This is a genomic window from uncultured Phyllobacterium sp. (genome assembly GCF_902479695.1).
Classification (GTDB): Bacteria; Pseudomonadota; Alphaproteobacteria; order Rhizobiales; family Rhizobiaceae; genus Phyllobacterium; species Phyllobacterium calauticae.
Genome location: NZ_CABSQF010000005.1, coordinates 147,020 through 171,045, shown reverse-complemented (window position 1 = coordinate 171,045; position 24,026 = coordinate 147,020). Strand labels below are relative to the sequence as shown.

24 protein-coding genes and 1 tRNA gene are annotated in these 24,026 nt (G+C 58.4%); 16 read left to right on the top strand and 9 right to left on the bottom strand.

Annotated elements, in window-relative coordinates:
• Nucleotides 1–5 precede the first annotated feature (5 nt).
• The 3 genes from RDL77_RS05330 to RDL77_RS05320 all read right to left on the bottom strand — a co-directional run bounded on the left by RDL77_RS05330 (nt 6) and on the right by RDL77_RS05320 (nt 2,602).
• Entirely contained in the window at nt 6–1,082 is a 1,077-nt protein-coding gene (locus RDL77_RS05330; RefSeq protein ID WP_288192057.1) for a D-alanine--D-alanine ligase family protein, read from the bottom strand.
• 78 nt (nt 1,083–1,160) lie between these two features.
• The gene (locus RDL77_RS05325; protein WP_288192056.1) at nt 1,161–2,258 is read right to left on the bottom strand and encodes a quinone-dependent dihydroorotate dehydrogenase; all 1,098 of its coding nucleotides are present in this window, start codon (nt 2,256–2,258) and stop codon (nt 1,161–1,163) included.
• Nucleotides 2,255–2,602, bottom strand: coding sequence for a DUF952 domain-containing protein (locus tag RDL77_RS05320; protein WP_223611857.1), 348 nt, complete (start codon nt 2,600–2,602; stop codon nt 2,255–2,257). Before RDL77_RS05320 ends, RDL77_RS05325 begins: the two co-directional genes overlap by 4 nt.
• Nucleotides 2,603–2,734: 132 nt before the next feature.
• Between RDL77_RS05320 and RDL77_RS05315 the strand changes: the two genes are divergently transcribed.
• Both RDL77_RS05315 and RDL77_RS05310 read left to right on the top strand, forming a co-directional pair.
• On the top strand, nt 2,735–3,187 hold the full coding sequence (locus RDL77_RS05315) for a hypothetical protein (protein WP_288192055.1): 453 nt from the start codon (nt 2,735–2,737) through the stop codon (nt 3,185–3,187).
• Between the two features lie 144 nt (nt 3,188–3,331).
• Complete coding sequence (locus RDL77_RS05310) at nt 3,332–3,775, top strand: VOC family protein (protein ID WP_223611854.1); 444 nt, start codon at nt 3,332–3,334, stop codon at nt 3,773–3,775.
• Nucleotides 3,776–3,818: 43 nt separating this feature from the next.
• On the opposite strand, the gene pip is transcribed toward RDL77_RS05310, so the two are convergent.
• Nucleotides 3,819–4,769, bottom strand: a complete 951-nt coding sequence (gene pip, locus RDL77_RS05305) for a prolyl aminopeptidase (RefSeq protein WP_223611852.1) — start codon at nt 4,767–4,769, stop codon at nt 3,819–3,821.
• Between the two features lie 228 nt (nt 4,770–4,997).
• On the opposite strand from pip, the gene RDL77_RS05300 reads away from it, so the two are divergent.
• Entirely contained in the window at nt 4,998–5,669 is a 672-nt protein-coding gene (locus tag RDL77_RS05300; RefSeq protein ID WP_288192054.1) for a response regulator, read from the top strand.
• A 13-nt stretch (nt 5,670–5,682) separates the two neighbouring features.
• Here the strand turns inward: RDL77_RS05300 and RDL77_RS05295 are convergent, their stop codons facing one another.
• Entirely contained in the window at nt 5,683–9,162 is a 3,480-nt protein-coding gene (locus tag RDL77_RS05295; protein WP_288192053.1) for a hybrid sensor histidine kinase/response regulator, read from the bottom strand.
• A 224-nt stretch (nt 9,163–9,386) separates the two neighbouring features.
• Here RDL77_RS05295 and mscL point away from each other — a divergent pair, with 224 nt between their 5' ends.
• From mscL to RDL77_RS05280, 3 genes are all read left to right on the top strand, one after another.
• On the top strand, nt 9,387–9,800 hold the full coding sequence (mscL, locus tag RDL77_RS05290) for a large conductance mechanosensitive channel protein MscL (RefSeq protein ID WP_223611847.1): 414 nt from the start codon (nt 9,387–9,389) through the stop codon (nt 9,798–9,800).
• Nucleotides 9,801–9,986: 186 nt separating this feature from the next.
• Nucleotides 9,987–11,153, top strand: a complete 1,167-nt coding sequence (locus tag RDL77_RS05285) for a pyridoxal phosphate-dependent aminotransferase (RefSeq protein WP_223611846.1) — start codon at nt 9,987–9,989, stop codon at nt 11,151–11,153.
• A complete protein-coding gene (locus tag RDL77_RS05280) occupies nt 11,150–12,136 on the top strand; it encodes an AbrB family transcriptional regulator (RefSeq protein ID WP_288192052.1) in 987 nt (328 codons plus the stop codon). The genes RDL77_RS05285 and RDL77_RS05280 overlap by 4 nt, the downstream gene beginning before the upstream one ends.
• Nucleotides 12,137–12,189: 53 nt before the next feature.
• On the opposite strand, the gene hemA is transcribed toward RDL77_RS05280, so the two are convergent.
• Nucleotides 12,190–13,467 carry a 5-aminolevulinate synthase gene (hemA, locus tag RDL77_RS05275; RefSeq protein ID WP_288192051.1) on the bottom strand — a complete coding sequence of 426 codons (1,278 nt, stop codon included), beginning with the start codon at nt 13,465–13,467 and terminating at the stop codon, nt 12,190–12,192.
• 304 nt (nt 13,468–13,771) lie between these two features.
• On the opposite strand from hemA, the gene galE reads away from it, so the two are divergent.
• Entirely contained in the window at nt 13,772–14,764 is a 993-nt protein-coding gene (gene galE, locus RDL77_RS05270) for a UDP-glucose 4-epimerase GalE (RefSeq protein ID WP_288192050.1), read from the top strand.
• Nucleotides 14,765–14,943: 179 nt separating this feature from the next.
• Nucleotides 14,944–15,129 (top strand): hypothetical protein, encoded by a 186-nt coding sequence (locus RDL77_RS05265; protein WP_223611840.1) that lies wholly within the window; start codon nt 14,944–14,946, stop codon nt 15,127–15,129.
• Between the two features lie 106 nt (nt 15,130–15,235).
• Here the strand turns inward: RDL77_RS05265 and RDL77_RS05260 are convergent, their stop codons facing one another.
• The gene (locus tag RDL77_RS05260; protein ID WP_288192049.1) at nt 15,236–15,853 is read right to left on the bottom strand and encodes an FMN-dependent NADH-azoreductase; all 618 of its coding nucleotides are present in this window, start codon (nt 15,851–15,853) and stop codon (nt 15,236–15,238) included.
• A 114-nt stretch (nt 15,854–15,967) separates the two neighbouring features.
• On the opposite strand from RDL77_RS05260, the gene RDL77_RS05255 reads away from it, so the two are divergent.
• On the top strand, nt 15,968–16,873 hold the full coding sequence (locus RDL77_RS05255) for a LysR family transcriptional regulator (RefSeq protein WP_223611836.1): 906 nt from the start codon (nt 15,968–15,970) through the stop codon (nt 16,871–16,873).
• 9 nt (nt 16,874–16,882) lie between these two features.
• On the opposite strand, the gene RDL77_RS05250 is transcribed toward RDL77_RS05255, so the two are convergent.
• On the bottom strand, nt 16,883–17,239 hold the full coding sequence (locus RDL77_RS05250; protein ID WP_223611834.1) for a DUF4260 domain-containing protein: 357 nt from the start codon (nt 17,237–17,239) through the stop codon (nt 16,883–16,885).
• Between the two features lie 222 nt (nt 17,240–17,461).
• Here RDL77_RS05250 and RDL77_RS05245 point away from each other — a divergent pair, with 222 nt between their 5' ends.
• A complete protein-coding gene (locus RDL77_RS05245) occupies nt 17,462–18,163 on the top strand; it encodes a polysaccharide deacetylase family protein (RefSeq protein ID WP_288192048.1) in 702 nt (233 codons plus the stop codon).
• A 14-nt stretch (nt 18,164–18,177) separates the two neighbouring features.
• The gene (locus tag RDL77_RS05240) at nt 18,178–19,164 is read left to right on the top strand and encodes a glycosyltransferase family 2 protein (protein WP_288192047.1); all 987 of its coding nucleotides are present in this window, start codon (nt 18,178–18,180) and stop codon (nt 19,162–19,164) included.
• Between the two features lie 86 nt (nt 19,165–19,250).
• Here RDL77_RS05240 and RDL77_RS05235 read toward each other — a convergent pair.
• Nucleotides 19,251–19,325, bottom strand: a tRNA-Thr gene (locus RDL77_RS05235).
• Between the two features lie 469 nt (nt 19,326–19,794).
• On the opposite strand from RDL77_RS05235, the gene murA reads away from it, so the two are divergent.
• The 5 genes from murA to RDL77_RS05210 all read left to right on the top strand — a co-directional run bounded on the left by murA (nt 19,795) and on the right by RDL77_RS05210 (nt 23,940).
• Complete coding sequence (murA, locus tag RDL77_RS05230) at nt 19,795–21,084, top strand: UDP-N-acetylglucosamine 1-carboxyvinyltransferase (protein ID WP_288192045.1); 1,290 nt, start codon at nt 19,795–19,797, stop codon at nt 21,082–21,084.
• Between the two features lie 135 nt (nt 21,085–21,219).
• Nucleotides 21,220–21,657: a DUF2948 family protein gene (locus RDL77_RS05225; RefSeq protein ID WP_223611825.1), complete on the top strand. Its 438-nt coding sequence runs from the start codon at nt 21,220–21,222 to the stop codon at nt 21,655–21,657.
• Nucleotides 21,658–21,678: 21 nt separating this feature from the next.
• On the top strand, nt 21,679–22,971 hold the full coding sequence (hisD, locus tag RDL77_RS05220) for a histidinol dehydrogenase (RefSeq protein ID WP_288192044.1): 1,293 nt from the start codon (nt 21,679–21,681) through the stop codon (nt 22,969–22,971).
• Between the two features lie 7 nt (nt 22,972–22,978).
• Nucleotides 22,979–23,464 (top strand): UPF0262 family protein, encoded by a 486-nt coding sequence (locus RDL77_RS05215; protein WP_223611821.1) that lies wholly within the window; start codon nt 22,979–22,981, stop codon nt 23,462–23,464.
• A complete protein-coding gene (locus RDL77_RS05210) occupies nt 23,461–23,940 on the top strand; it encodes a low molecular weight phosphatase family protein (RefSeq protein ID WP_223611819.1) in 480 nt (159 codons plus the stop codon). The genes RDL77_RS05215 and RDL77_RS05210 overlap by 4 nt, the downstream gene beginning before the upstream one ends.
• The last annotated feature ends 86 nt before the right edge of the window (nt 23,941–24,026 follow it).

The following is a 24,026-nucleotide window of genomic DNA, read 5'->3' as shown; positions in this document are numbered from 1 at the left end:
ATCGTTCAGGAGCGCTGGCGATCGGCGCGAGCCAGCGCGTGCTGGATCAGCCGGTCCACCAGTTCGGGATAGGGAATGCCGCTCGCGCCCAGTGTCTTCGGGTACATGCTGATATTGGTGAAACCCGGTATGGTGTTGACCTCGTTTACGACGGCGCTCATGTCCGGCCGCAGGAAGAAATCGACCCGTGCCATGCCTTCACAGCCGAGGGCCCGAAAGGCCCGGCCTGCCATGTCCTGCAGCGGTTCCCGGACAGGTGCCGCAAGGTTGGCCGGAATGGACAAGGCCGCGCCATCGGCATCGATATACTTGGCTTCATAGGTATAAAAGCCATGGCTGGCGGCTGGAGCGATCTCGCCGGGAACCGAAACGGTCAATGAACCGTCGCTGTGTTCGAGAACGCCAAATTCGATCTCGCGGGCCTGGACAAACTCCTCGACGATGACCTTGCGGTCGTGCCGGAATGCCTCCTTGACGGCGGCCTCGAAAGCCTCGGCTGTGGCAGCCTTGCCAACGCCGACGGACGAGCCCTGCCGGGCGGGTTTGACGAAGACCGGTGTGCCAAGCTCGCGCGTGATGTCATCATAGCTGGCGGTTTCGCCAAACCGGAGTGTCACGCCCTTGGCGACGGGCAGGCCGGCCTGCTCGAGCAGGCGCTTGGCAATGTCCTTGTCCATCGCCGTTGCGGAGCCGAGAATGCCGCAACCAACATAGGCCACATCGGCAACTTCCGCCAAGCCTTGCACCGAACCGTCTTCGCCGAAGAGGCCGTGCAGCACGGGAAAGACCACATCGACCGGCGGTATTTCATGCGGTGCGCCGCTTGCCGGAATAACGAGAAGCCGGCCTTTCCCGCCGGGCAGCAGGCTGATTTCAGGTCCGGTTGCCGGAACAGCCTTTGGCAGGCCGCCATCTTCAAGCGCGACAAGCAGCCATTGGCCGGTACGGGTGATGGCGATGGGCACCACCTCGTATCTTGAGGTATTGGCTGCCTTCACGACTTTGCCGTCGGAAAGCAGGGAAACCTCAAGTTTGGCCGAACGGCCGCCGAATAGAACTGCCACCCGTCTCTTGCGCGTCATCACTCTGTTTCCATTTCGCTGGAGTTTATCGCCGTCAACCGTTGGATTGCGGAACAGTGGCAAAATTACGCTCTGTCGTCAGGCGGGAATGTCTTTCGCCGCCCAATCCGCAAGGTCACGATCCCGCAACGCGCTGATATTGCCCACGCCATCGCGCTTGAGCGTGGCGGACATCTCCCTGAGGATTTCAGCAGCGAGCCCGGGGCCACTATAGATCATGCTGGTATAGAGCTGGACGAGATCGGCACCCGCGCGAATCTTGGCGATTGCCGTCCTGGCGCTGTCGATGCCGCCGACACCGATGATCGGCAGCGCGGGGCCAACGCGCTGGCGCATCTTTGCCAGAACAATCGTGGAGCGATTGAAGATCGGCGCACCTGACAGGCCGCCGGTCTCGGCCGTGTGCTGCGGGCTGCGCAAACCCGTGCGCGACAGGGTGGTGTTGGAGATGATCAGGCCGTCCAGCGGATGCAGCGCGATTTCGGCAGCAATATCGTCGAGGCTGGCTTCAGGCAGATCCGGCGCGATCTTGAGAAAGACCGGGCGCCGGACACCGGATTGTGCTGCAACCGTATCGCGGGCTTCCAGTACCTTGCCGAGCAATTCCTTGAGGCTGTCACGGGCCTGCAAATCCCGCAGGCCCGGTGTGTTGGGCGATGAGATGTTGGCGGTGAAGTAGGCTGCAAGCGTATGGAACTTCCGGATGCCGGCGACGTAGTCAGCCACGCGATCGGTTGAATCCTTGTTGGCTCCGATGTTGACCCCGACAATTCCCGGACGATTCTTGCGCGATGACAGCCGCTGGAACGCGGCTTCGTGGCCTTCATTGTTGAAGCCAAGGCGATTGATCACGGCATTGTCATCGACAAGGCGGAAAATGCGCGGCTTTGGATTGCCGGATTGCGCCAATGGCGTAAGGGTTCCGATCTCGGCAAAGCCGAAACCGAGCTTCAACAGCGCATCCGGCACTTCCGCGTTCTTGTCGTAGCCGGCGGCCATGCCGAGAGGATTGGGAAATTTCAGCCCGGCAACGGTAACCTGCAGGGCAGGGCTGTCCGGCAATGTGCATCCCGGCACCAGCCCGGTCTTCAACGCCTTGATCGACATGCCATGGGCGTCTTCCGGGTCGAAGGAAAACAGGACCTTGCGGCCCAGCGACTGAAACAGTCCGCTCATGCATTCATCTCCGGAAACTGGTGCTTGCCATCGGTGTCAAGCGGCAGCGGTTTGACCCACAGGACGGCCGCCATCGGCAAAGACGCGTAGAGGTGCGGGAAGAGGTCGCCGCCGCGGGAAACCTCGTATTTCAGGGCATCGCCCAACCGGTCGGTCTCGACTGCGACCAGCAGCAGGTCATCCTGTCCGGCAAAGTGTTTGCTCGCCGTTTCCACCGCCTGTGCAGCGGTGGAGAAGTGGATATAGCCGTCGGCATGGTCGATCGGCGCGCCATCAAACACGCCTGCGGCTTCAGCCGCTTGCCACAGTGCCCGTGGGGCAATCTTGTAAATCAGTTTGCTCATGCGGATTTACTAGACGCAAAACCGCAATACGCAAAGAGTAGACTGCTGCCGGTAACAGAAATCTCGGCGCTCATTCCTATTTTCGGCGTATTATCCTTTCAAGCTTGAGGTTCAGCATTTCGGAGGTCTGTCATGTCACGCACACGAACACTGCTGGTCGCTGTTGCGGCTGTTCCGTTCCTCGCAATCGCAGCCTCGAGCGGCGCGGCGGCCGAGGAAACCACGAATTATTCCCTGGAAAAAACCGATACCGGTTACATCAGGATGAACAACAGGACCGGAGAGATGTCCATCTGCCAGGAAAAGTCCGGGCAGCTGATCTGCAAACTCGCTGCGGATGAACGCAGGGCCTATGAGGAAGATGTGGCGGATCTGAAGACCCGTGTTGCCAAGCTGGAAGACACGGTCGCCAGCATGGGCAAGATTCCGCCGGTTGTCCGCGATGCGCTTCCTTCCGATGAAGAGTTCGAGAAGGGCATGAATTACATGGAGAAATTCATGCGCCGTTTCATGGGGATAGCCAAGGAATTCCAGAACGATAACAGTGGCTCGAAGTCGCAGCAGGCCGAGCCGCAGAAAACCTGAAACGGCTAAAATCTGGGGCGATCTGTCAAGGCATGTTTTCCACGGAAAACGCCAAAACCTTCGCTCCAAAGATCATTTTGTTCTTGATTTGTTCGCGTTTTTATACGACTTTAGTCCCTCGCTAATGGACGCTGGAGGGACAGGATGAACGAGGGGCCAAGACTGATCGGTGAAATTTCCATCCGGCTTTTTGTGCGCCACGGCGACCAGCAAATGGCCATGGATTTTTATGAGAATGTATTCGGCGCGCGGGTGGTCGGGCGCCCGTATCTGCACAATGGCGCGTTGATTGCCGCGGAAATGCGGATGGGTGCGTCGGTGATCATGATTGTCGGCGCCAACCCCAAACGCGATGCGGATGCATCGCTGGGCGGGCCGCGTTCTGTCCACGCGATTGGCGCGACGCCTGTCATGCTCGATATCCATGTTGACGACGTCGACCGTGTCATGCACCACGCCACGGCGGAAGGCGGCCATGTGCGCAATGCCGTCGAGGAACTGGACAATGGTGACCGCGTCGGCGTGCTGACCGATCCCTTTGGCCATTTGTGGGTGGTCAAGTCACGCCGCAAGCATCTGGCGGCATGATCAGGCAACCGGCCGCCGAAACAACCGGTTGCCTGTGTTGCTGTCAGGCTGCAAATCTTTTGGTTGCAGCAATCAATTCATGCACAATGCCCGGTTCCGTGACGGAATGCCCGGCATCTTCGACAATGCGAAGGTCGGCTTCCGGCCAGACCTTTTTCAGATGCCAGGCGTTCAGGAGCGGCGTGCACATGTCATAGCGGCCGTGCACGAGAACGCCTGGAATTTCGCGGATCAGATGGGCATTGCGCAGGAGGTGGTCATCCGTTTCGAAGAAGCCCCTGTTCTGGAAATAATGGCATTCGATGCGTGCAAACGCGATGGCGAAATGATCGCCGGCAAAAGCCTCTTCCCGCGCCGGATCCGGCAGGAGGGAAAGCGCGGAACCTTCCCAGCGTGCCCACAATTTGGCGGCGGCCAGGCGCACGGCCGGGTCCTCGTCGGTAAGGCGCTTGTAATAGGCCGCGATCATGTCGCCGCGTTCTGCCTCCGGAATGTGCTCCTGATAGGCTTCGAAGCGGTCGGGATAGATGATGCTCGCACCGTTGGAATAGAACCATTCGATTTCGAAACGGCGGATCATGAAGATGCCGCGCAGGATCAGCTCGCTGACATGGGCGGGGTGGGTCTGCGCATAGGCGAGAGCCAGTGTCGACCCCCACGAACCGCCAAAAACCTGCCATTTATCGATGCCGAAATGGTTGCGGATACGCTCCATGTCCGCCACGAGATCCCAGGTGGTATTCTCGCGCAGTTCAGCATAAGGCGTTGATTTTCCACAGCCGCGCTGGTCGAAAAGAATGATGCGGTAGAGTTCCGGATCGTGCAGCCGGCGCATGGCGGGGTTGATCCCGCCGCCAGGGCCGCCATGGATCATGATGACCGGTTTGCCCTGTGGATTGCCGCATTCCTCCACGTGAATGCTGTGCAGATCAGACACGGCGAGCATCTGCTCGGCATAGGGCTGGGTCTCGGGGTAAAGTGTATTCGTTATCATACATCTTTCTTTCGAAAAGTGGCGAAATAGGTCTATGATTACGCGGGATTAAGGTTTTGCCAAGTCAATTCATGTGTTTAGCAGACATCTACGAACAGTCCGCATTGGTTTTGAACTTACCCGCGCAATAGATTTATCTTGATATATCAGGAAAATGCGCTTTAGTCGCTAATATTAAAACGATTAGATTTTCAGATGTTGCAATTTCAAAACGGAGACTTTTCAGGTATGAGATTTAAGTTTGTCATTGTGGACGATCATCCGCTTTTCCGGGGTGCGTTGAAAGCTGCACTTATGCTGCAGACAGGCGACGCGGATATTATCGAGGTCAGCGATCTGGAGAGTGCCAAAAGGCACATCCTCGATGCAGCCGACGTTGATCTTGTGCTGCTCGATCTTGCCTTGGGCGGCGTCAGCGGTCTGACTGGCTTGATAGCTTTGCGTTCGCTGCACCCGAGCGTGCCGATAGCGATTGTTTCGGCAACCGATGATGCCGTCACCATCCGGACGGCGCTTGCGCTCGGCGCCTCGGGCTTTATTTCCAAATCCTCAACCCTTGATGAGATTGCCGATGCCATCGGCAGGATACTCGATGGCGAGATATGGTCGCCGCTGACCGGTCTGGGCGGGGGACAACTGGATCAGGAACTGTTCGAGCTGGTCGGCCGTTTGCGCCGTCTTACCCCGCAGCAAGGACGGGTTCTCGGCATGATGGCCGACGGTATGCTCAACAAGCAGATTGCGCATGAACTCAATGTGTCGGAAGCCACGATCAAGGCGCACGTCTCTGCGGTTCTCTACAAGCTTGGTGTTGAAAGCCGGACACAAGCGGTCATTTGCTTGTCCCGTTTCAACAGCAGCCCCGCGCCCCTGAACTCCAGAACGGTGGAGTTTCATTAGCGCGGGCGATCATTCAGGCGTCCGCAGGGGTGTTTTGAAGATGGGATAGCAGCGATCGCAGGACAGCCGGCCGCACGGGCTTGTTGATCAACGGGATAGCTGCGGCGGCAGCACGGTCGCGCAATTGGCTCGACCGGTCAGCGGTGACGAGGGCGGCTTGTATGGGATACCCGTACTGGCCGCGCAAATACCCGATGAGGTCAATTCCGTTCTCATCTTCGAGATTGTAATCGGCAAGGATCATATCCGGTGCATCGCCAAGGTTTTGGCATAGCGCCTCCAAGCCCTTGCCATTGGTCAAGACCTCCACCGCACAGCCCCACGTCTGCAACAGCTCCTTCATTCCGGCAAGAGAACGTTCGTCGTCATCGATGCAAAGAACCCTGAGGCCATCCAGCGCGCGATTGGGCTCCGAAGCCGCTGGATTTTTGCTGACCGGCAGCACAGCATCGGAGCATACCGGCATTCTGACGGAGAACACCGAGCCTTTTCCAACGCGGGACGATACGCCGATGGACATCCCAAGCAGTGCGGCGATGCGCTCGACAATCGACAGGCCAAGCCCAAGCCCATCCGATTCCCTCATGCCGCGGGAGAGCCGGGAGAATTCGCGGAAAATGATGTTCAGTTCAGTTTTGGCTATGCCTATACCCGTATCGAAGACTTGAACCTCGATCATATCGCCGCGACGGCGAACGCCCATGAGTATCTTGCCCGATTTGCAATATTTGATGGCGTTCGAAACAAGGTTCTGGAGAAGCCGCCGCAGAAGATGAGGGTCGGTTGCAACGACAACCGAGCTTTCAACCAGTTTGAACTCCAGCGCCCTTTCCTGCGCCACCGGCAGAAAATCGCGAAAGACCTGCAAGAGGATGGTGTTCAATGGAATGGTCGATATCTCAGGCCTGAGGGCACCGGCATCAAGCCGTGAAATATCCAGCAACGCGTTGAAGATCGACTCGACCGCCTCAAGGGATGAATTGAGGTTGGTCGCAAGATCCTTCAGCTGCGGCTTGGCAAGCTGTTCCGTCAGTGCCGAGGCATAGAGACGTGCTGCGTTGAGGGGCTGCAGAATATCATGCCCGGCATCGGCCAGAAAACGTGTCTTGCTGATATTGGCGTCCTCGGCACGGCGCCGTGCCTTGGCCAGTTCCTGATTGGCAAGTGTGAGCGCCTTTGTACGTTCGCGCACCCGCGCATCAAGGCGCTCATTGCTTTGCCGCAATATTCTGTCTGTTTCAACAGTCTGGGTGACGTCGGTAAAGGTTGCCACCATGCCACCGTCCGGTATGGCATTGGCCAGAATGTCGATGATCCGGCCCGAATTGCCAAGGGCGATGCGCCAGCGCGCGGGCAGCGCTTCCAGCTCTTGCAATGCGCCGCCGCCGCTTGCAACGGCGTTTCTTTGCACAAGGAGAAAGGAAACAATTGCGTGGAACGGTGTGCCCATGCGCTGCAGGTGATCGGGAAGATCGAGCATGAGCGGCAACGGCCGGTTCCAGCACATGAGCCGGAACTGCCGGTCGAAAACGCCGATCCCCTGATCCACCCGGTCCAGCGCCGTTTGCAGCAGGTCGCGGTTTTGCACCAGGGCTTCCGTCGCATGATCAAGCAGTATCTGCGTCTGTTTCTGCGCCGCTCCGGAGGGACCCATCGCAAGGGAGAGGATCAGCCGGGCGGACGGCGAGCCGACAATGCTGGAAAGCAGCTGTTCGGAGAAATGCACCGTTTTGAAATCGGCCGCGCCTTCCGGGGTAATTCCTTCCTGGTCATGAAAGGCATTGAACGCAAGGCGGGTTTGTTCAGCGCCGATGTATCGGGATATGGTGTCCTTCAACTGATCGACAGTCACGTTGGCATGATGATTCCGGCTGGAAAGAGCAGCTTCTCCCGTTTCGGGGATGAAAATATTGGCTTGGATGCGCTCCAGCGGCGACGCGCATTTTGACAGCGAGCCAAGGATGAACAAAGCCAGGTTGGCGGTCAGGCTCCACAGCAGCCCGTTCACCACGGGACTTGCGTCCAACCCCAAGAGATGATGCGGGCGCAAGAGACCGATGCCATAGGGTCCGCTGGTGACAAGGGAGCAGGATTCATCAAGCCAGGTGGGGAGAAGCATGGTGTAAAACCACACGGCAGTGCCTGCAGCCATACCCCACCATGCGCCGCGTGCTGTTGCCCTGCGCCAGCCAAAACCGCCGAGAAAGGGTGGCAGCATCTGCATCAGGCTCACGGCGGAAATGAGCGAGAGCTCCGCAAAGTCAACGTAATCCATTATTGTGAACTGGTAGGCATAGGCGGCAAGCAGAATGGCAATGATGGAACAACGCCGGATTTTTGGAATGATTGCCGTGTAATCATCCTTGCCGGCCGATGTCGCCCGCCTTGGCCAGTTCAACAGAGTCGGCAAAATGAGGTCGTTGGAAATCATGATGGACAGCACAATGGTAGGCAGCACCAGCATGGTGGCTGCAGCCGAGAGACCGCCAGCGAAAGCCAGAATGCCCAGCCAGCTTTGATGCGCCCGCAGAGGGAGTGAAAGAAAATAAAAATCGGGGGAGACATCGGACGGCAGGATCCAGTTGCCAATTGCCGCAAGGGGCAAAACAAGAAGACCGGCAATCAACAGGCATGTCGGAACCAGCCATCGCGCGGCCGACAATTCCCGTCTGCTCCTGTTTTCCACGACCGTGAGATAGAATTGACTGGGTAGAAGCAGCGTTGTCGATGCGCCGATCAGCGCGAGCGCGACAACATTCGCCAACGAGATGTGTGCCTGCAGTGCGGGGATGGCAGTATTGCTGCCAGCGAGGTGGCTGAGCAATTCGCCGGGTGTGCCGAAAAGAAACGTCGTCGCGGCTATGCCCACCGCTATGAAGGCAATCATCTTCAAAGCGGAATCGCTGGCCAGCGTGCGAACAATGCTTTCATCGCGATCCATGGTTTGCGGCGATTTTTCGCTGTTGTGGATGACGAACAGGGCGATGACGCACAGGAGGCCCCAGAGCAGCCAATGGGGTTCGTGGGCCCTGTCCGCACTATGCGGGGTAAACGTGCCGGCAAATACCTCGAAGAGATAATGCACTGCGGTGAGCTGCAGGGCGAGGTAGGGAACGCCGCCAACCGTAACGATGATCGTGACAAACGCCGTCACCGAGAAACTCTTGCCATAGCGGGCGCCAATCAGGTCGGCGATGGAGGCAATGCCCTGCGATTGCGCAAGTTTGATCACACGATGGAAGAACGGAAAGCCCAGGGTGAAAGCCAGAGCTATCCCGATGAACAGCCCGGCAAATTCAATGCCGTTTTCGGCGGCATATCCAAGGCCACCATAAAACAGCCAGCTGCTGCCGCCCGATGCAAGACTGAGCGCATAGATGAACGGCCGGTCGACCTTCTGATCAAGGCGATTGCGCCGGCCGATGGTTTTGACCCGCACATACTGTGCAATGAGATATAAAATCGCGACAAGCGCTACAGTCCAGCCCGTCATGGGCTTCAACCTTCCATAAATTTGCGATGAACGTGTTCATCAAAATGAATTAATTTAAAAACCTGCCCGTCGAAAACACTTGAATAACCAGGGTTGCTCGTTCGGAAAATAAAACTTTATATTAATAAATTAGGAACATCTGTTACTGTCAATCTGTGGTGCAACTTGCATCACTGGGGACTGACAGCTTCCAATTAACACGGAATACTGGAGAGTGGTATATCATGCTAAAGGAATTCAAAGAATTTGCCTTGAAGGGAAACATGGTCGATCTCGCCATTGGTGTGATCATCGGCGGTGCTTTCGGCAAACTTGTTGATTCGATCGTGAACGACATCTTGATGCCAATCATCGGGCTTCTCACCGGTGGTGTCGACTTCTCCAATATGTTTATCCAATTGGCAGGTGCGCCCGCTGCGACGTTGGCCGCCGCACGCACAGCCGGTGCAACACTTGCTTACGGCAACTTCGTCACCCTGCTGATCAACTTCCTGATCATTGCCTGGGTTCTCTTCATGGTGGTGAAAGCCATGAACCGGCTCAAGAAAAAGGAAGCTGCGGCCCCTGAAGCCCCGGCTGCCCCGACCAAGGAAGAAGCCCTGCTGACCGATATTCGCGATCTCCTGGCCAAGCGCTAGGACTTTCCGCATTGGTTCAGACACCCCGGCCTGGTGCCGGGGTTTTTGTTTGCCTGATTGTCAGGATGACGTCAGCAGATCATCAGCATCGGTGATGGGAACATCACAAATATCCGCGTGATTGTTGCGCTTCGTTGCGTTAGGTCTGCCTTTGAACGGGATGTGCATTTGGCACTGGAGATATGTATGGGTCTGATTGAACATTTGCGCCATGAAGCTGCGGTCGCGCCGGAGAGCGGCATTGTTGCGGTGATGAACCATGGCAGGCGCCAGGACGGCGTCATTCCCCTCTGGGCGGGTGAGGGCGATCTGCCTACGCCGGATTTCATCAGGGATGCGGCAAATGCAGGCCTGGCCAATGGCGAGACCTTTTACACCTGGCAGGCAGGCATTCCGGAATTGCGGCAAGCACTGGCCGATTATCACAAACGCCATTTCAATGTGGATCTGCCCGTCGATCATTTTTATGTCACGGGTTCCGGGATGCATTCGATACAATTGGCCATCCAGGCCACGGCCGGGGCGGGAGACGAGGTCGTCTATGTGTCGCCGGCGTGGCCGAATTTTGCCGCTGCCGCCGGCATAGCGGGTGCAACGCCGGTTCCGGTAACGCAGGATTTCACCGGCAATGGCTGGACGCTTGATCCGAAAAAAATCCGCGACGCGATCACTCCCAGGACGAAGGCACTGTTTATCAACTCTCCATCCAACCCATCCGGGTGGACCGCTGATATCGAGACATTGCGCGAGATATTGCAGATCGCCCGCCAGCACGGTCTGTGGATCGTCGCCGACGAGATCTACACGCATTTCTATTACGGTGCGCGCCGATCCCCCTCGTTTTTCGATGTCATGGATCCCGATGACCGGATTATTTTCGTCAACAGTTTTTCCAAGAACTGGGCAATGACCGGCTGGCGTGTCGGCTGGATGACCGTGCATCCCGCCCTTGGCAAAACCGTCGAGAACCTGATCCAGTATTCCAATTCAGGCGTTGCGCAGTTCATGCAGCGCGGTGCTGTCGCCGCCCTCGATCATGGGGACGAATTTATCCGGATGCAGGTGGAGCGTGCGCGCAAGGCGCGCGATATTCTTTGCGCCAAACTCGCAGCGACGGGCAGGGTGCGCATGTCGCCGCCGGCGGGCGCCTTCTACCTGCTGTTTGGCATCGAGGGCGTTTCCGACTCCTATCGCGCAGCCTTTGATATCGTCGATGAGGCAAAGGTTGGCCTTGCGCCCGGAACGGCTTTTGGCGATGGTGGCGGAGCCTTCCTGCGACTGTGTTTTGCCCGGCGTATAGATCAGGTCGAGGAGGCTGCCGATCGCCTCGCAGACTGGATCAGGAAACGTTGAATCGCTTACATCTGAATAATACCCAGGCCACCATTCTTTCGCTCCTCATCGCTTCAGCCGGCGCCTTCAGCGCCGGTTTTGCAGGCTTGCCTATCCCGTTTCTGCTCGGGTCGACACTTGCGGTCACGGCTGCATCCCTTTCCGGTGTCCGCATCCATCTGCCCGACTGGCTGCGTGTCTTTGTCTTCTTCATGCTGGGTATCCAGGCCGGGTCCGGCGTTTCCGCCGATACCGTCAATCAGATGGTGCTGTGGCCCGTCAGCTTTTTCATGCTCTTCGTGGCGCTCATCGCGGTGACCGGACTGACCTATGTCATGCTGCGCAAGGGCTTCGGCTGGGATGGGCCCACCGCGCTGTTTTCATCGTTGCCGGGAGCACTTTCCTTCGTGCTGGTAGCCGCCATGGGAACGCAGGCCAACATGGTCAAGATTACCGTCGTTCAGTGTATCCGCCTGTTGCTTCTCATCGGCTTTCTTGCCCCGCTGCTTGCCGTCATTGCCAGGAATGCGCCGCATGTCGTGGTGGAGATGAACGATCACTGGACAGTCCAGGAAGCGCTCATTCTGTTTGTCTGTGGCCTTGCCGGTGCGCTTCTCGGCCAGTACACGCGCGTTCCCGGCGGCATGATGCTCGGTGCCTTGCTGGCAAGCGCGGCATTGCACGCCGCATCGGTCGTGACAGCGGTGGTCCCGCGCTCGATCGCGGATATCGGGTTGATCATTCTGGGCGTGCTGATCGGGTCGAGGGTGGGTGCGGAGCATCGTACCCAGCTCGTTCGCTACCTGCCGGCAGCCCTTTGCGCCTTTGTTCTCGGAACGGCCGCCTCTTTTCTGGCAGCCCTGGCGGTTTGGTATATCCTGGATATCCATCCCGCACAGATCGCCCTGGCCTTTGCGCCGGGGGCGCTGGAAGCGCTGACGGTGATCGCCTTTGCCGTGCCGTTTCTGGCGCGCTGGCTGAACGATACCGATGCCAATAGATAAGCCCGCCATTTCCTTGAAATAGCGGGCTTACGCGATTTCAGGAAAACGTGTCTTCAGCCGCCGGCTTTGGAAACAGCGAGCGTCACGACGCGTTCGCCCGTCTTGACCGACGGAGCACTGTCCTTGGCGAAGGGAATGCCAAGCGCCGTCCAGACCTCGACCAGCGCGTCCTTCAGTTCGAGCACCAGTTCATCGGAGTGGAATGGCGTCGGCGTAACGCGCAGCCGCTCGGTGCCGCGCGGGACGGTGGGGTAATTGATCGGCTGGATATAGATGCCGTGCACCTGAAGCAGCCGGTCGCTTGCCATCTTGCACAGCTCGGGATCGCCGACATGGATCGGGACAATATGGGTCTGCGATTGCATGACCGGCAGGTTGGCGGCCGCCAGGACATCCTTGGTCAGCTGCGATTGCTGCTGATGCAATCTGCGTTCTTCCTGCGAAACTTTCAGGTGCCGGATCGATTGGGTAGCCGCTGCCGCGATCACGGGGGGAAGGGCAGTGGTGAAGATGAAGCCGGGCGCATAGGAGCGAACGGCATCGATCACGGTCTTGGGGCCGGTTATATAGCCGCCCAATGTGCCGAAAGCCTTGGCCAGGGTTCCTTCGATGATATCGATGCGGTCCGAGAGGCCTTCCTGATCGGTGATGCCGCCACCGCGATTGCCATACATGCCAACCGCATGAACCTCGTCGATATAGGTCATGGCATTGTACTTATCGGCCAGATCGGCAATGGCCGCGATGGGGGCGATATCGCCGTCCATGGAATAGACCGATTCAAACACGATCAGCTTGGCGCGTTCCTTGCCGGCCGCCTTCAGCAGATCTTCGAGATGTGCCACATCGTTGTGGCGGAAAATCTTCTTCTCCGCGCCGGAGCGGCGTACGCCCTCGATCATCGAGGCATGGTTCAACTCGTCGGAGAGGATCAGGCAATTGGGCAGAAGCCGCGCAATCGTCGAGATCGATGCCTCGTTCGACACGAAGCCCGAGGTAAAGACCAGACCGGCTTCCTTGTTGTGAAGGTCGGCCAGTTCGTTTTCCAGCTCGACGAGCGGATGATTGTTGCCGGAGATATTGCGCGTGCCGCCGGCACCGGAGCCCATGCGGCTCGACGCATCGTGCATGGCAGCGATAACCGCGGGATGCTGGCCCATTCCCAGATAATCGTTCGAGCACCATACGGTGATTTCACGTGTGGAATCGGCAGTACGCCAAAGCGCGCGCGGAAATCTCCCCACGATCCGTTCCAGATTGGCAAAGACCCGATAGCGCTTTTCAGCGTGCAACTGGTCGATCGCGTCTTCGAAAAACCGACGATAGTCCATGAACTGCTCCTGTATCCTGGACTTAGTAGCTTTTTTGCGGGCTAAAATCCATGACGGGAAGGTGGGCAATTTGCCACGCTTGGCAAATGGCGAGTCTGCCAGCGGGCAGGGGCACTATAACGTCGAAAGAGCGCCGGCGATATGGGGAACGCCGGAAACCCGTTCTGCCCGCTCCCGAGGCAGGATGGTCTGCGATTCTTTCGCCACGATATTTTTATGATGCATCTTCAACGCTTTGCAGACCCGCCAAAATGCGGCAAGATACCGCAATAGAGCTGTTGGCGTGGTTCAGGGGGGATGGCAGATGACAGTACTCATAACCGGGGGTGCGGGCTATATCGGCAGTCACATGGTCTGGGAATTGCTCGATTCCGGTGAATCCGTCGTGGTCATCGATCGCCTCTCCACCGGGTTTGAATGGGCGGTCCCTGCGGAGGCCAAGCTTATCATTGGCGACATTGCCGACCAGCATCTCGTGCGCGATACGATCGAACGCAATTATGTCGACGCGGTCATCCATTTCGCCGGTTCCGTCGTGGTGCCCGATTCCGTTCGGGATCCGCTGGCCTACTACGAAAACAACACCTCGAAATCCCGCACCTTGATTGAAGCGGTGGTCAAGTCCAACGTGAAAAACTTCATCTTTTCGTCAACGGCTGCTGTGTACGGCGATGGGGGGCTGGAGCCCGTTACCGAAGAGACGCCGCTGCTGCCGCAATCGCCCTATGGCGTTTCCAAGCTGATGACGGAATGGATGCTGCGCGACACGGCGGCGGCACATGATTTCCGTTATACGGCGCTGCGCTATTTCAATGTGGCCGGGGCCGATCCGAAGGGCCGTTCCGGCCAGTCGACGCGCGGCGCGACTCATCTGATCAAGGTTGCCTGTGAAACCGCGTTGGGGAAACGGCCTTACATGGAAATTTACGGTCACGACTTTCCGACGCCGGATGGCACCTGTGTGCGTGACTATATTCACGTCAGTGACCTCGTTGCCGCCCATCGGCTGGCATTGGACCGGCTTCGCACCGGGGCCAGCAGCATCGTCGCCAATTGCGGCTATGGCCGGGGATATTCGGTGCGCGACGTGATTGAAAGTGTCGAGCGCGTTCATGGGAGACCGATTGACGCGCGCCTGACGGATCGGCGGGCGGGCGATGCCGCATCCGTTGTGGCCAATAGCGCACGGGCGCGAAAGGACCTGGGCTGGCAACCCGGTTTTGACAATCTTGATGTGATCGTCGAAACGGCGCTGGCGTGGGAAAAGGGTCTTGCCAGCCGCAATTCAGGGCGCTGACTGTCCTGTTTGCGCAGCGCCGCTGCGCGGGATGCCGTACTTTCGGTCGTTGAATCGGCCATGCGGCGGAGAGACACATTGTTTTAACATGCGTGATCCTAGAAAAGGGGAACCTTCTTCGCTGGGAAGGTGTTTAGTTCAGGACCTTGAAGACCACGAAGTAGAGTTGGAGTAATGCGATGGACGGCGCCAACCGGACCAACGAAAAACAGCTATCCAGGATTATGCGACGACAAATTTCCCAGTCGTCCTACCGGACCGCTATACGCGCCGCCGGTATCTACAAGGTTGATGATACCGTGCCGGAGAGCCTGCTCGACCAGCTCCGCCGCCTGGACGAGGCCGAATACAAGCAGGCAAAATAGACAGCCCCCCAACGGGTATATATGGGCGTCCCCGATTAAAATCAGCATCACTACCAAAGCGGATCAAAGAGGTGGACGCGAATCCACCTCCCGAGAGCCCGCTGCGTCAGGCAGCCAGAGCCAGATGACTGGTCTGTTCCTGAGCCGTGGCGATTGCCTTGGCTTCGGCTTCCGGTCCCATGCCAACACCTTCGATGCGAATGACTTCGACGTCGGTCATGCCGAGGAAGCCAAGCACGGACTTGAGGTAAGGTGTCGCGTGATCCAATGCGGATGCCGGGCCAGCGGAGTAAATTCCGCCGGATGCGATCACCAGATAGACCTTCTTGCCAGTGACAAGACCTTTGGGACCATCTTCACCGTAGCTGAAGGTTTTGCCGGCGCGGGCAATATGGTCGATCCATGATTTCAGCGTTGAAGAAATGCTGAAATTGATGAATCCCGTCGAGATGACGACGCTGTCGGCGGCAAAGAGTTCGTCGACGGCCTGATCCGAAACCGAGACAACCCGCTGCTGTTCGGCGGTGCGTGCCTCCACGGGGGTGTAAATGCCGGCCGTGTAGTCGGCATTGATGTGCGGCAGCGGGTGGCTGGCAAGGTCGCGTGTGACGATCGTGCTGCCCGGTGTTGCCTGCTGCAGCTTACGCGCAAACTCCGTGGCGACCTGTGTCGAGTGGGAAGCCGCGCCGCGTGGGCTCGAGGTAATAAGAAGTATGGACGACATGGTTTTGGTACCTTCCAAAAAGGACAATGAATTGATGCCCGTAATTTGGTGCTCGACATCCATTTAGAAAACTGGGAAAATATCTATCAAACCCATCTATGGATTAGATAGATCATGCAGCCAAATCCGACTCTCGATCAGCTCCAGGTCTTCCTTGCCGTTGCCGATACCGGCAGTTTTTCCGCCGCTGCGCGCCATCTCAACCGGTCTCAGTCGGTTATCAGCTATACGATCGCCAATCTGGAATCGCAGCTGGAGCTGCAGCTGTTTTCCCGCGGTGGAACCCGCGAACCGCGTCTGACGGAGGCGGGTGTCGCCATGCTGGAGGACGCCCGGCGGATGGCATCGGCGCTGCAGGGACTGCGGGCGCGTGCCGAGGGTCTCAAGGCGGGGCTGGAGGCGGAGATAGCGATTGTCGTCGATGTGTCCGTGCCGTCGCCGGTGCTCATATCCGTGCTGAAAGCCTTCCAGGAGCAATTCCCGACCGTGAGCCTGCGGCTGCATGTCGGGGCGCTCGGCATGGTATGGGATCTCGTGCAAAAACGGCAGGCGGATATCGGTATTGGCGGGCCGCCGGTCCAGGCCAGCGATGATCTCACGACGATCCGGGTTGGTGAGATGACCATGACACCCGCTGCCGCGCCGGATCATCCCCTGGCCCTGTACAAGGGGCCGGTGCCGCTCTCCTTCATCCGCGATCACGTCCAGCTTGTGGTGACTGACCTTTCCGAACAGACCAAGGGCCGGAACTTTGGCGTTTTCGCATATCGGACGTGGCGGCTGACCGATGTGGGTATCAAGCATGAGCTGATGGTCGCCGGATTGGGCTGGGGCGGCCTGCCCAAATGGATGATAAAGGACGACGTTGCCGAAGGCCGGTTGGTGGAACTCGACCTTGAACCCTATCCGGAGAGCCACTACTCGCTCTTTGCCCTCCACATGGCCGACCATCCCCTTGGACCCGCCGCAAAATGGTGGGTCGAGCGATTCGCGCGGGAAATGGCCGCATGCGCTTACTGACCGGGGAAATCAGCTGTTCTTGCCGATGCGTCCCAGATGTGTGTCCTGAAATGCGCTGAAGAATTTCAGGCCGTATCCAAGCGCCCGATCGATGGCGATGTGAAAAATCCATATCAGGCCGATCGACAGGGCAAGCTTGGAGCCCGACCACCAGCCTAGGGCAAACAGGATGATCGGCACGACGTAGAGATGCGCCGCATTGTAGCATATCGCGCCGATTTTCGGGCTCTTGAGATAGCCGAGCATCGAGATGTCGGGAACAAGCAGCAGGACCATGAACAGCCACCAGCTTGAGCCGAACAGGGCATAACCGGCGATGGCAAGTATCGCCACCATTGTTGCTTCAGCGCGCAGCAGGATGGACATGATGGGCAAACAAACTCCGTTGCAAGGCGTCAATCTATAGGCCGATTTTTGCTCGCGGCAACCCAGGCGTCATGTTGAAAATGTTATGTACAGATTCCGAGACAAGCATGTTCGCCGGAGCTAAAATTGGCGCTGCAGCTGTTTCTCATATATTCGATGGATATCGTCTTACGTCATGTCTGAAGTTTCAACCCGGTCCACTTTCATTTGAGTTCGCATAAAATGCCCATACCCATCCTGATGTACCATCAGATCGACAAACCGGCAGGGCGCGGCAGTCCGTTCCGCTATCTGACCGTCGATCCGGCCAATTTCCATCGCCAGATGAAATGGCTCAAACGCATGGGATATGCCGGATTGTCGATGCGGGATTTGCAGCCTTACCTGGCGGGCCAAAAGACCGGCAAAGTGGTGGGTATCACCTTTGACGATGGATTCCGCAACGTCATGACACATGCGCTGCCGGTGCTGGATGCGCTTGGCTTTACCGCCACGAATTATTTTGTCAGCCGGCAGATCGGCGGCTCCAACATATGGGATGCCGACGTCGGCGTCCCCCATTCGCCCTGCATGTCCCGCGCGGAAATGCTGGAATGGGCGGCGTTGGGGCATGAAGTCGGTGCGCACACGCTCGATCATGTGCACTTGACCGAGGTCAGCCCGGACGAGGCGCGGCGTCAGATTGCCGATGTGCGCCACGAACTCGAAGATATGCTGGGCAGCGTGGTGGATGCCTTTTGCTATCCCTATGGCGATTTTTCCGGGGAGGTCAGGCAAATGGTTGAGGAGGCGGGATATACCACGGCGACCACCACCCAGCGCGGCCGGGCGACACCGCAGCATGATATGCTGCTCTTGCCCCGCAAGATCGTTCGCCGGACCGATGGCTGGCTGAACGTCCTGCGCAAATCCGTCACCGGTTGATGATGGGAAATCCTGTGTCCGCAGAAACGGTGAGGGAACGCAGCATCTGCGTCGGGACCATCACCCGCAATCGGCCGATGATGCTGAAGAGCCTCTTCGAATCCTATGCGCGGATGCAGGTTCCGGCAGGTACCAGCATCCGTTTTGTCGTGGTCGAGAACAATGACCAGCCAACCCTTTCCGATGTGGTGGAAACGTTCCGGGCCATGCTGCCGCAGTCCATCGTTCAGTACGAAGTTGAGCCGCGTCTCGGCATTGCCTTTGCCCGCAATCGGGTTCTGGACTGTGCGCTCGATGCCGGCGATGACCTTTTGACCTTTGCCGACGACGACGAAACCGTCGAACCGGACTGGCTCGTTCAGCTGCTTGCCGAGCGTGATGCCTTTGATTTTGATATTGTAGGGTCTCCGGTTCGGCTCGCGCCGCATGGTCCGGATGTGACGGTGTGGCAGAAAATGATCTGGTCCGGCATGGACCGCGCCAACCGGAACAGCGAAGCAAAGTATCTGCGCAGGCGCAATGCCGGACAGGGCGACCGGATACGAATCGCCACCGGCAGCTGGATGGGAGATCTGGCATTCTTCCGCAGAACCGGCGTGCGTTTCGACAATGCGCTTGCACTGGCCGGCGGCGAGGATTGGCGCTTGTGGGCGGACGCGCGCAGGCTCGGTGCCAAGACAGGCTGGACCCCGGCGGCCGTCGCCTATGAAACCGTACCGCAGGACCGGCTGACCTTCGCCTACCAATACCGGCGCAGCCGGGACATCAGCATCATTGAAATGGGCACCAAGCTGAACAAGCACAGGGCCGCAACGCTCGTGCGTTTGCCTGGCTCGCTCATTGGCCGCCTGCTGTCGCTTTGCCTCTACCTGATCGCCGTGCCGTTCACGCGGGGAAGAACACTGGTCAAGGCGGCGTCGCGCCTGGGCAGTATCGTCGGCGTCCTGCGGGCATGCATGGGCAGCGAATCAGCCCACTACAAGCGCGTCAGCGGAACATGACCCCTGGTCAGCGATCAGGCTGTATCGTCAAAATGATCTGTGGATAACGTGCGCACACGGGATGATCGCCCGATCATCGAAAAAACTGGTGCTGCGAGAGAGGATTGAACTCTCGACCTCTCCATTACCAATGGAGTGCTCTACCACTGAGCTACCGCAGCTTATTTGCGAACGCGGCGGACTTCTGCCATATCATTGCTCAAATCGCAAGCAAGCAATTGTAATCTCTTGGGCAAAATATCAGTATTTGCCAAAAGCCCTGTATTTACGTGGATAAAAGCCGCGTTGGGGCGCACGGATTTTGAAAGATAACTTATGACATCGCCGTCTTCGAAAAACCCGAATTCCGAGCAAACAAGCCGTGAGAAGCGGCGTTCAGAACAATTGCGGGCGAATCTGGCGCGGCGAAAACAGCAAATACGTTCCCGGCGCTCCGGGGCTGCAGATGACCGGGACGAGGGAATCACCGCTGCAGAACAGACATCCTCCGATACCCGGTCTTCGGAATCTTGACCGGTCGCGCTGCGATCGAAGCATTTCTTGAACCATTCTCTGCGATGGTTTAGATCAACCGGCTCTGCAAAGGGTCTCAACGACAGGACGGGTCTATCCCCGCGAAAGTGACACATTATGGATCGTATCAAGATTGTTGGCGGTAATAAGCTCAATGGCATCATCCCGATTTCCGGTGCCAAGAATGCGGCCCTGCCGTTGATGATCGCGTCTCTGCTGACGGATGATACGCTGACGCTCGAAAACGTGCCGCATCTGGCCGATGTGGAGCAGTTGATCCGCATTCTCGGCAATCATGGCGTCGATTACTCGGTCAATGGCCGCCGCGAACGCCAGGACGGCGCCTATTCCCGCACGATCCACTTCACTGCCCGCAATATTGTCGATACGACGGCCCCCTACGAACTCGTGTCCAAGATGCGCGCCAGTTTCTGGGTGATCGGGCCGCTTCTGGCACGCATGGGCGTTGCGACCGTATCGCTGCCGGGTGGCTGCGCCATCGGCACGCGTCCGGTCGATCTGTTCATTGACGGTCTGCGGGCGCTCGGCGCCGACATCGACATTGAAAACGGTTACGTCAAGGCCAGCGCCAAGGGCGGCCTCGTCGGCACGCGCTTCACCTTCCCGAAAGTATCGGTCGGCGCCACCCATGTGCTGATGATGGCCGCGACCCTGGCCAAGGGCGAAACCGTTATCGAGAACGCCGCACAGGAACCCGAAGTCGTCAACCTCGCCGATTGCCTCAATGCCATGGGCGCCCGCGTCAGCGGTGCAGGCACGCCGACCATCACCATCGAGGGCGTGACCAGCCTCTCCGGTGCGCGGGTTCGCGTCATTCCCGACCGTATCGAGACCGGCACCTACGCCATGGCCGTTGCCATGACGGGTGGTGACGTGATCCTCGAAGGCGCCGACGCCAGCCTCCTTAGTGCGGCACTGGAGACGCTCGGACAGGCCGGTGCGGAAATTTCCGAAACAAATTCCGGTCTGCGTGTTGTGCGCAACGGCCATGGCATCATGCCGGTCGATGTGACCACCCAGCCGTTCCCGGGTTTCCCGACCGATCTGCAGGCACAGTTCATGGGCCTGATGACCAAGGCCAAGGGCACGTCCCACATCACCGAAACAATTTTCGAGAACCGCTTCATGCACGTGCAGGAACTGGCTCGCCTTGGCGCCAAAATCTCGCTTTCGGGGCAAACGGCCAAGATCGAAGGCGTGGAGCGTTTGAGGGGCGCACCGGTCATGGCGACGGATTTGCGCGCATCGGTTTCGCTGGTTATCGCCGGTCTGGCCGCCGAAGGCGAAACGACGGTCAACCGCGTTTATCACCTTGATCGCGGCTTCGAGCGTCTGGAAGAAAAACTGTCCCGTTGCGGTGCGGTTGTCGAGCGTATCAGCGACTGATTCCCGGCTGTTTTTTCTGCTGGCGCACTTTCTCCGCGCAGCAGAATTCCATTTGCCTGAACTTTCCTCTAACAGGGAAGGGAGCATGGCGTGTTTTGCGCGCCATGGTCCTGAAAAGTTATGCAAAGGGTAGACATGGACACTCTCAAACTCATCGCGCTTGATGAGGAAGATCTGCAAATCCTTTCTGCGCATCTGCAGGATTCGGTGCTGAAAATAGCCGATATCGATTATCTGCCGGCCGAAAGCCGTCTGGTGCTGGCCGTCAACCGGTTTGTCTGGGAATTGGCCGCCGATGGCAAACGCCACCGCAGTTTTGAACGCCGGCGCACGGCGCTGCATTTCGCCCGGGTGAAAAGCCTCAAGGCAACCGGCATCGACCGCCGCTTCAAGGACGATGTGCTTTCCCTGCTGGCGATCCGCTTCATTGTTGGCGATGCGCCTTCAGGCGTGATCGAGCTGACATTTGCTGCCAACAGGGCGTTGCGGCTCGAGGTGGAAGCCATCGAGGCCCAGCTGACCGATCTCGGACCCGCATGGGAAACCGATTTCAAGCCGGAACACGAAGCCTGACAGGCAAGAGGAGCAGTTATTGTGGTTTTGGTGTTGAGGCAGTCCGATCCTGATTTTGAATCCCGGTTTTCCGCGTTTCTTCTGACCAAGCGCGAAGTATCGGAGGATGTGGATCGCGTGGTTGCCGATATTATTCATCGGGTTCGCACCGAAGGCGATGCGGCGCTTATCGAGTATTCGCAGCGTTTTGACCGTATCGACCTTGTGCAGCATGGCATTGCCATCACACCAGCCGAAATCGATGTGGCGATGGCATCAGCGCCGCTGGAAACCGTCGAGGCGCTCAAGCTCGCCCGCAACCGCATTCACTCCCACCACCAGCGGCAGATGCCGCAGGACGACCGCTACACCGACGCACTGGGTGTGGAACTCGGGTCGCGCTGGACGGCGGTGGAATCGGTCGGGCTTTACGTGCCGGGCGGCACGGCCAGTTATCCGAGTTCGGTCCTCATGAACGCTGTCCCGGCCCAGGTTGCCGGCGTCGAGCGCATCGTCATGGTTGTGCCGTCTCCGGACGGAAAGCTCAATCCGCTGGTTCTCGTGGCCGCACGCCTTGCCGGCGTTTCCGAGATTTACCGGGTAGGCGGTGCACAGGCAATCGCCGCGCTGGCCTATGGCACGCAAACCATAGCACCGGTGTCGAAGATCGTTGGTCCGGGCAATGCCTATGTGGCCGCTGCCAAGCGCCGCGTTTTCGGCACTGTCGGCATCGATATGATCGCAGGTCCGTCGGAGGTTCTCATTCTGGCCGACAGCGACAACGACCCGGACTGGATCGCTGCCGATCTTCTGGCCCAGGCCGAGCACGATACGGCGTCGCAGTCGATCCTGATCACCGACGACGAGGCATTCGGCAATGCTGTTATCGCCGCCGTCGAGCGCCAACTGGCAAAACTACCCCGGACGGAAACGGCAAGCGCCAGCTGGCGCGATTATGGCGCGGTGATCCAGGTTCAGGATTTGCACGCTGCACTGCCGCTGGTCAACCGCATCGCGGCCGAGCATCTGGAAATCGCGACCGCTGATCCGGAAGCACTGCTGGCGGGCGTGCGCAACGCAGGGGCCATTTTCCTTGGCCGCTATACGCCCGAGGTGATCGGCGACTATGTCGGCGGCTCCAACCATGTCCTGCCGACGGCGCGGTCAGCCCGGTTCTCTTCCGGCCTTTCGGTGCTTGACTATGTCAAGCGAACGTCCATCCTGAAGCTGGGTGTGGAACAGTTGCGCGCTCTCGGGCCGGCGGCGATAGAACTCGCGCGCGCCGAAGGTCTTGATGCGCACGGCAATTCCGTCGCCATTCGGTTGAACCTATAGGGTGACAATGACAGCAACGGGCAATACCGATGCGCGATTGATCGATGTGGAGCTGGACGAGACCATCGGCCGCTCCACGCCCGATGTCGAGCATGAGCGCGCCGTTGCCATCTTTGATCTCATCGAGGAAAACAGCTTCCGTCCTGTCAATGACGAGGGGATGGGCCCCTATCGCCTGAGACTGTCGCTGATCGAGTCGCGTCTCGTCTTTGCCATTTCGCGTGAGGCCGGTGACGATGTGGTCACCCATATTCTGTCGCTGACGCCATTGCGCAAGGTGGTGAAGGATTACTTCATGATCTGCGAGAGCTATTACGAGGCCATCCGCTCATCCAGTCCAAGCAAGATCGAAGCCATCGATATGGGGAGGCGGGGGCTGCACAATGAAGGATCGCAAGCGCTGATGGATCGCCTGAACGGCAAGATCGAGGTGGATTTCGATACCGCCCGCCGCCTCTTTACCCTGGTGTGTGTGCTGCATTGGCGGGGATGAGCGGACCAGTAGGCGCCGAACCCGACAAGCTCCCGGACGGGCAGGAGCCTGCCAAACGGAGCATGCCCGGTGCGGTGCTGTTCATCTGCGGTATGAACTCCATCCGTTCGCCCATTGCCGAAACGCTGGCCCGCAGCCTGCTGCCGCCCCGGGTCTATGTTGCCTCGGCCGGTGTTGAAAAAGGCGAACCGGACCCATTCGTCGATGCCGTGCTGGAAGAACTCGGATTGAAGCGCATTTCCCTGCACCCGCGCACCTTCGAAGAGCTTGAAGACGACTATTTCGACCTGATCATCACGCTGTCGCCCAAGGCCCATCACATGGCGCTGGAGCTGACGCGAACGACATCGGTCCATGTGGAATATTGGCCGACACCCGATCCGACGCTGGTGCGCGGACGCCGTGACCAGATCATGGAGGCCTATCGCGACGTGCGCGACAACCTCAAACACCATATTCAAGCGCGTTTCGGCTAGGCAATTCGAACGTTTGTCAGCCCGTGCACAATTGCATTGAACTCCCTTGTTCACAAATGCCGCGCAATACTATAGGTTCCGCCCAA